Genomic DNA, 14,475 nt, shown 5'->3' with positions numbered 1-14,475 from the left:
CGAGCATGGTGTCCCCCGTAGTGGCAGACACTTCAACCCTATGCCTCGTCGCGTGCGCCGAGCGCGATCAATGACGCACGCTGGGCTGTGGTCAGGCCGGTGGCTCCGGTGAGGTTGAGCCCGTCGTATGGCCGCGGTGTTGCCAGTCGCTTGAGACAGGTGCCGGTGTTGGTTTGCCAGATGAGCACGGTGCCGTCTTCGCTGCCGCTGATGAGCCGCTCACCATCAGGGTGAAAGGCGACCCCAATGACCGACCGGGTGTGCCCGCTGAGCGTGTGACGACAGCTGCCTGTCGCGAGATCCCAGATGCGTACGGTGCGGTCGTCGCTGCCGCTGGCGATCAGGCGATCCTGCGGGCAGACGGCAACGGCCACGACGCGGTTGTCGTGGCCGCTGAGGGTGGCGCATAACCGGGCTTGATCGAGCGCCCAGACCCTGATGCACTGATCCTGGCCGCTGCTGACGAGGCGGTTTGAGTCGCCAGCAAAGGCAAGCGACCAGACTCCCCCACGGTGCCCGGTGAAGGTTTGCACCCACTGCCCCGAGGCGATGTCCCAGATCCGGATGGCCTCGTCAACCCCACCACTCGCCAGCCAGCGCCCATCCGGGCTGATCGCCACTGCCCAGATATAGTGCTGGTGCCCGGTGAGGATCTGGAGGCACGCGCCCGTGGCGACCTCCCAGAGCCGAATCGTTCGGTCAATGCTGCCTGTGGCAAGGAGGCGTCCATCAGGTGTAAAGGCGGACGTTTGAACCCACGCATCGTGGCCGTAGAGGGTGTTGTGCTCAGTGAAGGTCGCTAGATTCCAGAGGCGGATCGTATGGTCGTCGCTGCTGCTGGCGAGCAGGTTGCCCTGTGGGCTAAAGGCAAGCGACTGTACCCACTCGCTATGTCCACACAATTGGTGGATCATCTCGCCCTGGCTCTGGTCAACCACGTAAATGCATTCGGCTACGCCAAAGGCAAGCCGTTGCCCGTCGGGGCTCTGTGCGAGGGCACGCAACTGGTTGACATAACCTTGCCAGCGCATGATGCACTGCCTGCTCTTGACATGCCAGAGGCGTACGTTCTGGTCGTGGCTGCCGCTTGCCAGCAAATGCCCGTCAGGGCTAAAGGCGAGCGCACGTACCCGGTTGGCCGGAGCATAGAAGCTGCTGTGTAGGCTGCCGTCGTGGCTATGCCAGAGCCGAATGTGCTCGTCTTCACTGCCAGTTGCTAGCAGGCTGCCGTCAGGACTGAAGGCGACGGCGCGGACTGGCCCCTGATGACTGGTGATCGTGTCCCGGCAGGTTGCCTCGGTGAAAGACCAGAGCTTTGCCTTGCCGTCGTAGCTTCCGCTGGCAACTAGGCTGCCGGTCGGGTGCATGGCAACCGTCATGACGGCTGCGGCATGTTCCTGGATCTGTCGCGTAGCTGTGCCTGTCGTGAGATCCCACCAGATCAGGCCATCTGAACCTGCGCTGATCAGGTAGGGTGCCGTCGGATGCAGCGCGATGCTCCAGACGGTGCCCTGATGGGCGGCTAGTACGGTGATGTCCTGCTCTTGATCTGCGCGAGGCTCCCATGGCATCGGCCAGAGGCGTACCGTTGCATCATCGCTCCCACTGGCGAGCAGGGTTCCGTCACGGCTAAAACTGAGGCACCGGACGGTTGTGGTATGCCCCGCCAGTTGATCAAGGCAGGTGCCCGTTGCAAGATCCCAGATCAGCAACGCTGGCTCGTGGCCCCCACTCGCGAGCATCCGGCTGTCGGGACTAAAGGTCAGTGCTTCGACCCAGGCTTTTCCGTCGAGGGTATAGATGTGTTTGTGGCTGGGAAGCGCCCAGACATGGATCTCGCCGTTGCTTGAACCCGCAGCGAGCCATGCTCCATTGGGACTGAAGGCAACGGTGCGAATGCTGCCGAAGGTTTCATTAAAGGCCGACCTGCTCAGGTCTGCGTCGGCAAAGTTGACCTGCTTGAGTTCTACCCCCTGGCAATAGGCCTGCCAGACAGCGAGATGCGCGAAATCTTTGCCGGTCAGATCGGCCCCCAGATGGATCAGCAGATTGAGCAGATTCCCGCCTGCATACCCTGGGCGGCCACGATAGTCCGTTTGCAAGGTTGCGCGCAGAGCGTCAAGATGCGCAATGAGTGCGCTCTGGCTCATTGTGCTTTTCAAGTGTTCAACGAGCGGTTCAAGCACAACACGTACCTGACTCGTGCGTACGTAGTCTTTTGCATGTGCCTGCAAGAGCGCCACGCGCTGCACCAGATCAAAGGAACCACGCACCAGTTCAGCCTGCAATTGCTTGACGAGCATGTCAGTCACAAATTCGGCGACCGCATGCTGGAGATAGACTGTCTTGGCCCCGGTCTCGATCAGCGAGCGGCGTTGCAAGGTGCGGATCGTAGGCAAGAGCTCCCTGGCTCGTTTGGGAACGACGACGTGTTCGCGCAATTGGGCGATCGTGACTGGTTCACGCAGCACTGCCAGCCAGAACAGCACCTCTTGCTCGGCCTCTGAGAGGTGCTCGAATTGCGTGTGCAGCATTGCCTGCACATCATCAAAAAGGATCGTTTCATGGGCAAGAAAGCTTGCCACTGAACCATCAAAGAGATCGCGAATCGTTGCGCCGACCAACTCGAGGATCTTTGGATTGCCGGAAGAGCGTTGCAAGAGCGTTGCTAGCGCTGGCTCATCGAGGTCAAGGTCAAGGTCCCGTAGAAACTCAAACGCATCGGCGGCCTTCAGCCCAGGGATCTGGTAGGCATAGACGCGGGAGGCCGTTTTGCGGGCATGCTCAAGCATATGCAGGTCGCGTGGCTTTTCGCGGCTCGTCAGGATCAGGCAACTCTGATGGCGTGCTTCACCAAAAAGACGCAGCAGTTGCCCGTACTGCGCATAGCCTTCACGATATTCGTCGGGTTGTTCACCAGCGTTGAGGATCGTCTCGAAATTGTCGAGGATCAGCAGGCAACGCTGGTGTTGCAACAACGGCAACAACTCGTGAACCTGAAGGGGACTCGTTGGCGGGATAAGCTCTGGACGTGCCACCGCAAGCCAGAACTCGCGCAAGATCTGGTCGGGTGGTGGCGCATTGATCAAGGAACGCCAGAAAACATGGGTAAATTGGTCGGCAACGGTCTCGACCAGGCGCACCGTCAGGATCGTTTTGCCGGCCCCACCCATGCCAAAAACACCGAGCAGGCGACAAGTGCCCCTGGTGAACATCTGCTGCAAGAATGCTAGTTCAGCCTGTCGGCCATAAAAGGTCGCTACATCAGGGGCGTCACCCCAATCAATTTGGACAGATGATGCAGTGTGAAGCGCCGGTGTGGGGGGCGGGGAGGCTCTGGCCTGATCGGTCTGTTGTCGTGCTGGCATCCGTCGTCGTGCTGGCTGAAATGCCGCCCCCGCCTCTTCGAGTTCCTCCCAGGCTGCAAATGGTTCTGCATCGGGATAGTAAATGACAATCGCCTGATTGATCTCGTGAAGCAGGCGAGCCTTGTGCTGCTCGATGGGTTCATCGTGGTCGCCAAGCCTGGCGACCACGAGACTGGTGAGGGCTGCCAGATATGCGAGCGGCGGCGGATGGCGACCTTCCTCGTAACGCCAGATGGTGCTGCGGTCAACCCCGAAATGCTGGGCTGCCCGAGCCTGTGAACTAAAGATCCATGTGCGGAGATCGGCGGCGAAAATGGCAAGAGGATGTTCGACCAGGGTTATCTGTAACGCGGGAAGCTTTTGGAAATCGCTCAAGGTGGTCTTCCTGGCTTTCACGCTTGTAGGTCCGTGTAACCTGGCCTACACGCGTGAAATGGTTAACTCCCGGGAGTTTTCAAGCTTTGGTTTAGGTATTTCATCACGATGCTCAGCAACAGCAACGTTTCCGCAACAGCAGTGCAACATCTCTGCAACACTGATGTATACTCAAAGGTTGCTCTGTTGCCGCGATGCATCGCTTGCGGCCTTCTTCTCCTCGTTCTAGCGTACTCTCCTGCCTATGATAGCAGACGATCCTGCTGGTGAAGATATATATTTGGGGTTTCTTGCGTTGCATTTTTTTATCTTCTGTGCGATCTTCTTTACCCCAATGGAAGGCGTCCGCCGTCCATTGGGGTTTACGGACTTCAAGGACAGCACGTTGGTGCGCGCAAGCCAGCGTCGTTGGCTTTTTCGCGCACCAATGTGTTGCCAGTGCAACAGGTTGTCTTTTATGCAACATCACTGCAACAGCACGGTATGCTGAGCTAGAACGGAGCGGTGTGCAATGCGGGCTATCTAGGCGAAAGGACAGTGCTGTTATGCTGCGACGATGGAAGAGTCGGACGTTATTGGTGCTGGTGTTGCTGGCGAGTCTGCTCAGTGTGGGCCTCGCTTCGCAGCGCCCAGCGCTGGCTGCCACGGGTGACGGTGATTTCACATCAACTGCGGGTGGTGGCGAGCTTGCGTCAACCGCTGGATCGATCACGGTTGCCTCGACGATCCAGGGGTATGAGGCCCCACAGGTTTTTGGGACGGCGACGTATGTGTATGAAGATCTGAGTTTGCAAGATAGCATGACGTTTCGGTTTTCGGCGTCCACGAGTCTGCAATTTGCGAGCGTTCCCCCTTCGGCCTGTACTAAAGTGTCTGAGACCGAACTGAGTTGTTCGGCGGACACGACGAGGCTCGAGGTCGTGACGGCGTATCGCTTTGATGTGGCTGCGACAAGCAGCGGCTTTGTGCATGTGCTCAATTCTAGCGGTGATCTGGTGGCCGCGACGCGCCTGGTCGAGCTGATCTATCCGACGACGCTTACCTATGTCAGCGCCGATGTGGCGCCTGATAGCCACGACAATGCGACGCTGCGTTGGCAGCAAACGCAGAGCAATGCGTTTCGCGTTGAGGTTACGTTCGATACCGGCAAATGCACCGAACCACTCGATCTGATGCTGGTGCTTGATGGCTCAGGCAGCATCTCTTCGACGAATTTCCGGCAGATGCGCGATTTTGTGCGCAATCTGGTCAATAGCTATACGGTTAGCCCCGATGATGCCAGGGTTGGCATTGCGCAATTTGGCACGCAGGGCCGGGGCCGCTACGAGTTGCGCCTTGCTGATGATCCGAGCGTGGTCCTGGCTCGCGTCAATGCGATGACGCAACTGGATGGGTACACCGATATTCAAGAAGGCCTCCAGCTCGGGCGGGAAGAACTGGCCGCCAATGGGCGTGCCGGGGTGCCCCAGGTGATGATTCTGCTGACCGATGGGGCGCACAACCAGGGCGGCGATCCGGTCGAAGAGGCGCAGTTGGTGCGTGATGCCGGGATGCATCTCTTTGCGATCGCCGTTGGCAGTGGCCCTAATTTGCCGCAACTGAATGCGCTCACCGCCGATCCCGACCGGGTCTTTAGCGTCAGCAATTTTGCCAGTCTCTCGACGATTTTGTCCCAGATCGTTGGGGTTTCCTGCGAACCGATCCCTCCTCCCCCCGATCCTCCCATCCCTCCACAGCTCCAGCCAGAGGTTCGTTCGATTGAGCCTGAGGAGGGTTATAACGATGTGGCGACCGATGTGACGATCCTCGGCGGTGGCTTTTCCACGGCGACGATACCATCGGTGCAGTTGAGTAATGGCGGCGGTACCTTCGCGCTGACCAATGTGGTGACCGAGAGTGCGACGTTGACCACGACGCTGTTGCGGGCCGTGGTGCCCGCGGGCTTGCCCGTTGGCATCTATGATCTCACCGTGCTCCCTGGTGATGGCAGCAGTCTGACGCTCTCCAATGCCTTTACGGTGTTGGCCCGTGCGCCAGTGCTCAGCAGTGTGTTGCCCTCGCTTGGCTACAATGATCAGGATGTCGAGGTGACGGTTGCGGGCTTCAATTTTGCCGATGGCATCACGCTGACCCTCGGCACGACCGAACTGGTGACGCAGCGGATCAATGGCACGACGTTGCAGGCGGTGGTGCCGGCGCTGATGCCGGTTGGTACCTACGCGGTGACGGTCACCAATCCTGATGGACAGCAGGCGACCTTGCCCGATGCGTATACCGTGCTTGATGCCAGCAGCAATAACGATCTGCTTGGCTATGATCACGAGATCTGGCTCAATCCGGTCACGCCACGCGCCGGCGAGACCACGGAGATCGGGGTGCTTGTTCATCGCCTTGGTGGCAAGGCGGTGTTGCAGGATGTGGTGGTCGAGTTCCGGCGCGATGCGGTGGATGGCCCGGTGCTCGGGCGCAGCACGGTGCCGTTCCTCGATCCGCCCAATAGTGTCGAGAGCACGACGCCACTTGCGGTGACCTTCACGCAGACCGAGACCTTTGATCTCTACGCGCTCATCGATCCCGACGATCTCGTGCCTGAAGATACCGAAATTAACAATGTCGTCAGTCGTACGGTGACGGTGTTGGCCGCCAGTCCTGATCGCACGGTGCCGGTAGTGCAACGCATTACGGTCGGTGATGGTTCGAGCACGTCGGTGAATACCCCGCAGGCCCGGATCGCAGTTGAGGCGACCGATCCCTCGCCCAACCCCAGTGGCGTCCGCTCGATCCATGTGATCGAGTATGTCTACAACGTCGGGGCCGGCCAGTGGGTGCCCGTGGTGCAATCGGGGTGGATGCCCTACAGCGCGACCCCGAGCGACGTGAACTGGACGATGCTACCGGTTTCCGGGATGCACTATCTGCAGGTGCGGGCGCTTGACGAGGCGGGCAATATCTCGATTGGTCGGTCGCAGCAACTCGTCAACTACGAACCAACCGCTGAAGAGATTGGCCGCCGCCAGACCCATACCTATCGCTACACCGCCGAGGCCGGCCAGCAACTGACGGCCAACCTGGAGGTTTTGAGTGGCGATGCCGATCTCTACGTCTGGTCATCGCGTGCCGACCAATCGGCGCGGGTGAGCAACCTTGATGGCGGGGCCAACGAGCAAGTGATCATCCCGGCCAGCGAAATCGTGCCCGGCGTCTACCAGGTCGAAGTCTACGGCTTCACCGCTGCCCGTTACCGGCTGAGTGTGGTGATTGAGGCGCCCACAACGGCGGCCCTGCAAGCCACGACCGCCGGCGGCCTCTCGGCCACCAAGAGCGAGCCGCTCGAGCCAATTGTGCCCGTCAACAGCCTGCCCGACGAGCGTGCCGGCCTGACCCCTGGGCCAACGCTGACCGCCGCCACGCATCGTGTCTATCTGCCGTTGCTCACGCGGTAAGACAAGGATTTAGAAGATAGCAAAGAGGAAATAGCCGATATGAAGAAATTCCTCCGTATCTGGATCGCCCTGGGGACGGCGCTCATCGTGGCGTTGGCCGTGCTGCCGATGGCGCTGCCGGGGCCGGTGTACGCCAATCCGGTTGACGAAGTCGAGCCGAACGATACCCGTACGACGGCGCAGCAACTCTCTAGCCTTGGTCTCACCAGTCCTGTCAATGCTCAGATTGACGCGCCTGGCGACCAGGACTATTTTGCCTTTACCGCGATTGCGGGCCGCACGTACACCATTGAAGTCTTTGATGTCGCCAATGTCTTGGGCGTCAATGGCTCGGCCTGCGATGGCTACTCGCGTTCTGGTCTTGGCATGTATCTCTACGATCCTTCAGGCAATCAACTGGGTCGTTCGTGCAATGCCGCCGATGTCTCGTCAGGCAATACGCACAACCTGATGACCTTTACGGCCAGTGTGACCGGGCTCTTCTCGGTGCGTGTGCTTGCGAATAGCCCAACGGTTTCCGGCTTTTATGGCCTGCGGGTCTTGCTCCGGTATGGTCAACCCGGGGCAATGTGGGATGACACAACGTTTGAGCCAAACAACAGCTGGGCCAATGCGTATGCCCTGCCTGCTGGCTATGCGAATGCGCTGACCAGTGACATCGAGGTGCGCAATGCTGACTATGCGACCTATCGGCCCGATAGCGATTGGTATCGCTTTGAAGCAGTGAGCGGGCGATCCTATGTCGTTGAACTCTTCGATGTCACGAGCAGCCTTGCCGCGAGTGGGAACTTTTGTGATGGTAATAGCCGTGCAGGAGTCGGATTGCTTGCCTATGATCCGCAACGTACACTGGTGACCCGTGCGTGCATTCCTGATACGAGAGACAGTTCGTCTGGCAATGCCCATCACGTGCTTGTGATCAATGCGACGACGACAGGCACCTTTTATCTTCAGGTGCAGCCCAATAATGGCAATGCCAGTGGCAGCTACAGCATCCGCCTCTTGCCGCAGCATGGTCAGCCGGATGCCGCCTGGGATGCCACGACCTTTGAGCCGAATAATGCCCGGCGGAACGCCTATGCGCTTGAGCCAGGCTATACCAAGGCTCTGACCAGCACGATTGAAGCACGTAATCCGGCGTATGCCACCTTCCAACCAGATCAAGATTGGTATCGCTTTGAAGCGGTGAATGGGCGCACCTATGCGATCGAGCTCTTTGATGTTGCCACTGGCCTTGGAGGAAGTGGCAACTTTTGTGATGGCAACAGTCGCACTGGGCTCAGCCTCTTCATCTACAATACCCAGGGAACAGGTGTCGCCGGCCAGTGCAACGCCAACGACCTTGGTATCTCGGCAGGCAATGTGCATCAATATGCGCATGTAACCGCGACCGCCGATGGCACCTACTATATTCGGGTCAAGCCGAATAATGGCACCGCCAGTGGCAATTATAGCCTGCGTGTCTTGCCAAAGTATGGCGAACCCGATGCCGCCTGGGATGGTGCGACCCTGGAACCCAACAATTCGATCTGGAATAGCTACCTGCTGAACGAAGGTTTCACCAACGCGATCAGCAGCCAGATCGAAGGGCGTGGCACCTCGTTCAGTACGTTCTATACCGAGCAGGACTGGTATCGCGTTGAGGTTGCCGCCAGTCAAACCTATGTTGTGCAACTCTTTGATGTCGCCACAGCCCTCGGTGCTAGTGGCACGTCGTGTGATGGGTATACCCGTTCGGGCACAGCGGTACAGGTCTATCGCCCCAATGGCACGGTCTTTGTCGGAAACTGTGTGGCTACTGGGCCGACAGGCCTTGGCAATGTCCATCACCAATTTCAATTTACTGCCGAACAGGATGGCATCTACCACCTCAGGGTGCGCCCCAATGGCAACAATGTCGCTGGTACCTACAGCCTGCGGATCTGTGCTGATGAGTGTCGCGAGCCGGCCACGCCGACGCCAACCCCAACCGAGACCGCAACGCCGACTGAAACGCCAACCGTAACCAATACGCCGACGGCGACTTCGACGCAGACGCCGGAACCGACGGCGACTTCGACGCAGACGCCGGAACCAACGGCGACTTCGACGCAGACGCCGGAACCGACGGCGACTTCGACGCAGACGCCGGAACCGACGGCGACTTCGACGCAGACGCCGGAACCAACCGCCACGCCAACCAATACCCCGGTTCCGATCGACCTCAGGGTCGAGTCGCTCACTCCAGGCGAGGGTGTCAACGACAGCGCCACCAGTGTCACCGTGCGTGGTAGTGGCTTCAGTGCGCCGACGGCGTTGCTGCGGCGGGGCAACGCCTCCTTTGCACTCACTGATGTCAGCGGGGCCAGTGCGACCGTGTTTGCGGCGACGGTTCCGGCGGGCTTGCCGGCAGGTATCTATGATCTGATCGTCACCAATGTCGATGGCAAGTCCAGTACGTTGCCCAATGCCTTCACGGTGCTCGAACGCAACCCCTTGATCATCCAGGTCTTGCCGTCGGTTGGCTACAACGATCAGGATGTCGAGCTGACGGTACTCGGCCTCAATTTTGCCGAGGGTGTGAGTCTGACGCTTGGCACAACCGATCTGGTGACCCGGCGGATCAACGGCACGACGCTTCAGGCGGTCGTGCCGTCCCAGATGCCGGTAGGCACCTATGATCTGACGGCGGCCAACCCCAACAATGCTCAGACGGCGACGCTGCGCAATGCCTACACGGTGCTCGATGCCGACAGCAATAATGATCTGGTTGGCTACAGTCACGAGTTGTGGGTCAACCCGGTTAGTCCACGCGCAGGATCGCCCGCCGACATCGGCCTGCTGGTGCATCGCCTCGGCGGCAAGGCCGTGCTTCGCGATGTGACCGTTGAGTTCCGGCGCGATGCGGTGGATGGCCCGGTGCTGGGGCGCAGCACGGTGCCGTTCCTTGATCCGCCCGATAGCGTTGAGAGCACCGCGCCCCTTGCCGTGACCTTCACGCAGACCGAGACGTTCGATCTCTACGCGATCATTGATCCTGACGATCTGATCGCCGAAGACACCGAAACCAACAATGTGATCAGCCGCACCTTGACGGTGCTCGCGCCAAGCCCGGATCGCACGGTGCCGGTGGTGCAACGCATTGACGTCGAGGGTGGCAACGGTGCCACGCTGCGCGAGCCGCGCGTGCGGGTCGAGGTCGAGGCGATCGATCCACCGCCCGATGCGAGTGGCGTGCAAGCGCTGCACGTGATCGAGTATGTCTACAACCTCGGGGCCGGCCAGTGGGTGCCCGTGGTGCAATCGGGTTGGATGCCCTATAGCGAGACTCCCACTGGCTTCAACTGGACGCTGCTGCCTGTGCCGGGCATGCACTATCTGCAGGTGCGCGCCATTGACCGGGCCGGCAACATCTCGATTGGCCGTTCGCAGCAGCTCGCCAACTATCAACCGGATACCGAGCAGATCGGGCGACGCCAGACTCATGTCTACCGGTATCTCGCCGAAGCCGGCCAGCAACTCACCGCCAACCTGGAGGTCTTGAGTGGCGACGCCGACCTCTACGTCTGGTCATCGCGTGCCGACCAATCGGCGCGGGTGAGCAACCTCGAAGGCGATGCCAACGAGCAAGTGACCATCCCAGTCAGCGAGATCGTCCCTGGCGTCTACCAAGTCGAAGTCTACGGCTTCACCGCCGCGCGCTACCGACTCAGCGTTGCGCTCGCTGCGCCAGCCTCAACCCGGCTGCGAATGCGCACGGGAGGCGGGCTAGCCGAGAGCAAACCGCTGCCGACCGAGCCAGTTGCGCCTGTCACCAGCCTGCCCGACGAACGCTCGGGCAGCGTGCCACCTCCAGTCGTCAACGCAACCAACAGCAATGTCTACCTGCCGTTGATCAAGCGGTAAGCAACGGGTGAACGAAGTTTGCAGGCGTCCTCAGCCGTCCACGAATGGGGGTCACGAATAAACGAATAACGCACCGCACCGCTCATATTCGTGGTCGGCGGCGCGACCGGGACATGTAGTTCACAGACTAGTAAGGCGTGTGGTGTGAACGAAGTATTCGGTGTTTTGCGAGCCTGTTGTCCCCCTCCCCAGCCCTCCCCCGCTGGGGGAGGGAGCCGGACTCCTCCCCCCAGCGGGGGGAGGTTGGGAGGGGGGCGAAAACCTCGTTCACCCACCACCACATCGGATCTGGAAGGCGCCACGCCGATGGCAGGTCAGCGTAGCGCCACATTTTGCAAGCACATGTTTGGGGAGAATAGTGATCATGTTCAAAGCGAACATCCAGCGTACGCTGCTGAAGACCTTCCGTCGAGCGATCCTGATCGGCCTGCTTCTTGTTGCGGTCGTTGTGGCAACCGGATGGCACCTGACGGGGCTGACGCGGTCGGCGTATGCGCAGCAGTGCGACATTTCCGGCATCATTGCCAGTGATCGTACCCTGGGCGTAACCGCAGAAAGCTGTAGTACCTACAACTCCACCGTGGGCTTCGGCGTGGCTCAGGGGGTGACCCTCACGATCGAGCCAGGCACGATCTTGCGCCTTGGGACCAACTTTGCGCTGACCGTGAGCGGCACCCTGATTGCGCAGGGTACCGCCAGTAGCCCGATCGTTTTCACGAAACTGGGCGGCAACTGGGCCTTCATCGACTTTGCAGCGACAAGCGTGCCGGGCAGTTTTGATGCCGATGGGGCCTATACGGGTGGCAGCATCTTGCAGCACGTGATCATCGAACATGCTGGAGGCAGATCCGGCTACAGTAATAACGGCGCGTTGCGGGCCGAGAATGGTGTGCCGTACCTTGACCACCTGACCGTTCGCGACAGCGGGTGGCATGGCATCAGCATCTTTAACCTCAGTCGGCAGAACTACGCCTACCGCATTACCAATAGCACGATCAGCAATAATGTCGGGCGCGGCATAGCGATTGAAGGCACTGCAACCAATCTCACCTATCGCATCAGCGATAACCTGATCCATACGAATAATGGCGGCCTCGAACTGCGCAACTCAGGAGCAAATAGCCAGGGCGTGGTGAGCAACAATACCATTCGTGATCATGTTTACAACAGCGCGATGTACGTGAATATCAGTGGGGCAGGCTCGCGGGTGACGATTGACAACAATACCGTAACCCGCAACAACAGTGGCGGCATCTATCTCTCTGATTCAACGAACGTTGTGCTCGAAGACAATCTTATCACGCACAACAGTAACAGTGCCTCTTATGGGGGTGGGCTTCGCCTTTCTGGTACCGATGCGACCATCCAGGACAATATCATTGATCACAACAATAGCACTGATGGCGGCGGCATCTATCTCTCTAATTCAACGAACGTTGTGCTCGAAGGCAATCTTATCACGCACAACAGTGCCTCTGTTGGGGGTGGGCTCTACCTTTCTAGTGCCGATGCGACCATCCAGGGCAATACCATTGACAACAACAATAGCCTTTACACTGGTGCCGCTATTTACCTTGACTCTAACTCAAAGCCGCTGATTACCTTCAACGAGATCATCAGCAATACCGCGACGAATCGCACTACCGGTGGCATCTACATCTGCAATGGATGTGCGCCAGTGATCAACGATAATGACATCTATGGCAATGCTGGTAGCCCCAATAGCTATGATCTCTACAACGCAAATGACAGTACAGCCTCCGACATTGATGCAACCAACAACTATTGGCGTACCACCATTTCCTATGACATTGAAACGCGCATCTTCCACAACTTTGACGATGCGGACCTGGGCCTGGTGAATTATCAACCCTTCCGCGAGCAGTCGGTGGCGACGGATCCTGGCTTGATCCCGACCCCGCGCTCTGTCTACCTGCCGCTGATCAGGCGGTAAGCAACGGGTTGTAGGGCGCAAAACCTGATCTTGACGCAAACTGAGGCAACGGCACGTTGCCTCAGTTTGCGTCAAACACAGCATCAACCGACAGAGCCAACCTCTCTAGCAAGGCCGACGTAACCGTGGTGCCGCGGGCAAACAGACCGTACTTCTGCCAGATCATATGTCCCCCTGCACGATAGACGCGGGACGCCCACTCTGGTCTGGATGCGGGCGAGCCGCCCGCGCTTCCAGGGGAGCTACCCACCAAGGGCGATTGCATCTTCCGTGTATGCATCCCACCAGGGCACCCGCAAGGGGTGCCCCTACACCGGGTTCGGCCCCCGGCCCTGTAGGGGCACCCCTCGCGGGTGCCCCACCCCGGTACGGGTACCCCTTGCGGGTGCCCCATTGTATCCGGTTTCGTATGATGCAATCGCCCTAGCTACCCACCCAGTCCGATTTGACATGGGTAAGTGGTCATGTTACAATAGCCAGCGTTGTACGGGCGTATAGCTCAGCTGGTTAGAGCGCGATCCTGATAAGATCGAGGTCGGTGGTTCGAGTCCACCTACGCCCACCAACAAAAAAATGCAAAGCGCATTGAGGTGCGTTTTGCATTTTCTATTGATCTGGGGCGGTAGCTTAGTTGGGAGAGCGCCTGCTTTGCAAGCAGGAGGTCAGGGGTTCGAATCCCCTCCGCTCCACCAGATTGGAACGCGGTATGCTCAAACGAGCATACCGCGTTTTTGTGTGTCACCAGGTATCCCTGGCAGGCGTGGCCAAACACGGTCAACTACCCAGACCGTCGGCGGCGTCTGGGCAAGCATGTCGGCCTCAGCGGGATGTGCGATAAAAAAGCGTACCGTCCTCGGATACGCTGTTTGTGCTCAACGGCAGCACCGGCAGCGCGTTCTCCCCACGGGCCACTGGTACGATCCAGTGGCCCGTGGGGTGGTCAGGTCATGATTGCCTGAGGCTTACAGGGAAAATGAAGGGCACGTAGACTGCATAAGCCTTCTGCTCGTTGGGCAAAACGGTGAAGTGAACGAAGTTGGCGCATCAGCGTTGTTCGATCGGCACCAGGGACACTTGATATTGTCCGGCTCGGCGGTGAAGGGAAGGAAGATGGAGAAGGTGCGCTGGCTTTGGGTATTGGCGAAGGTGCAGGTGACCGTGCTGCCCGCGCTCAGGTTGATGGTGGCTGGCGTATCACCGTTGTCACAGGTGGCACTGGTCAATTGCCAGGTGCCCGTCACAACTTCGCTCACGTCGTAGGCACCGGGAATCAGGTCAGCAAAGACTTGCTGCCCCGTGCCGCCGGTGGTGGTGATGGCAAAGCTGCCGAAGACCTGACTGGTGAAGGTGAAGGTGTCGTCACCCCCGGTGGCCTGCTTGAGTACGGTGAGGCTGGCGCGTTGGGTGGCTTCGAAGGCGCAGGTCACGGTCTCACCGGGACTGAGCACCA

General features: G+C 59.3%; 5 protein-coding genes and 2 tRNA genes. 5 read left to right on the top strand and 2 right to left on the bottom strand.

Features of this window, described 5'->3' with window-relative positions:
• Positions 1-38: 38 nt before the first annotated feature.
• Positions 39-3,743 (bottom strand): helix-turn-helix domain-containing protein, encoded by a 3,705-nt coding sequence (locus EKD05_RS07730; protein WP_129671863.1) that lies wholly within the window; start codon positions 3,741-3,743, stop codon positions 39-41.
• Between the two features lie 545 nt (positions 3,744-4,288).
• Between EKD05_RS07730 and EKD05_RS07725 the strand changes: the two genes are divergently transcribed.
• The 5 genes from EKD05_RS07725 to EKD05_RS07705 all read left to right on the top strand — a co-directional run bounded on the left by EKD05_RS07725 (position 4,289) and on the right by EKD05_RS07705 (position 13,717).
• The gene (locus tag EKD05_RS07725) at positions 4,289-7,186 is read left to right on the top strand and encodes a VWA domain-containing protein (protein WP_129671862.1); all 2,898 of its coding nucleotides are present in this window, start codon (positions 4,289-4,291) and stop codon (positions 7,184-7,186) included.
• A 39-nt stretch (positions 7,187-7,225) separates the two neighbouring features.
• Positions 7,226-11,071, top strand: coding sequence for a pre-peptidase C-terminal domain-containing protein (locus EKD05_RS07720; protein ID WP_129671861.1), 3,846 nt, complete (start codon positions 7,226-7,228; stop codon positions 11,069-11,071).
• 364 nt (positions 11,072-11,435) lie between these two features.
• Positions 11,436-13,025: a right-handed parallel beta-helix repeat-containing protein gene (locus tag EKD05_RS07715; protein WP_129671860.1), complete on the top strand. Its 1,590-nt coding sequence runs from the start codon at positions 11,436-11,438 to the stop codon at positions 13,023-13,025.
• Between the two features lie 488 nt (positions 13,026-13,513).
• A tRNA-Ile gene (locus EKD05_RS07710) sits at positions 13,514-13,590 on the top strand.
• 51 nt (positions 13,591-13,641) lie between these two features.
• Positions 13,642-13,717 (top strand) — tRNA-Ala (locus EKD05_RS07705).
• Between the two features lie 270 nt (positions 13,718-13,987).
• On the opposite strand, the gene EKD05_RS25690 is transcribed toward EKD05_RS07705, so the two are convergent.
• On the bottom strand, positions 13,988-14,475 hold a 488-nt coding region (locus tag EKD05_RS25690; RefSeq protein ID WP_205703885.1), incomplete at its 5' end, for a hypothetical protein.

Origin of the sequence: Candidatus Chloroploca sp. Khr17 (assembly GCF_004138165.1) — a bacterium.
GTDB lineage: Bacteria > Chloroflexota > Chloroflexia > Chloroflexales > Chloroflexaceae > Chloroploca.
The sequence above is the reverse complement of the archived record's forward strand: the minus strand, read 5'-3'. Positions and strand labels throughout refer to the sequence as shown.

Bases quoted from the DNA above. Each gene is read 5' to 3' on its own strand.
- EKD05_RS07725 (WP_129671862.1), top strand. From the start codon at position 4,289: ATGCTGCGACGATGGAAGAGTCGGACGTTATTGGTGCTGGTGTTGCTG.
- EKD05_RS07720 (WP_129671861.1), top strand. From the start codon at position 7,226: ATGAAGAAATTCCTCCGTATCTGGATCGCCCTGGGGACGGCGCTCATC.
- EKD05_RS07715 (WP_129671860.1), top strand. From the start codon at position 11,436: ATGTTCAAAGCGAACATCCAGCGTACGCTGCTGAAGACCTTCCGTCGA.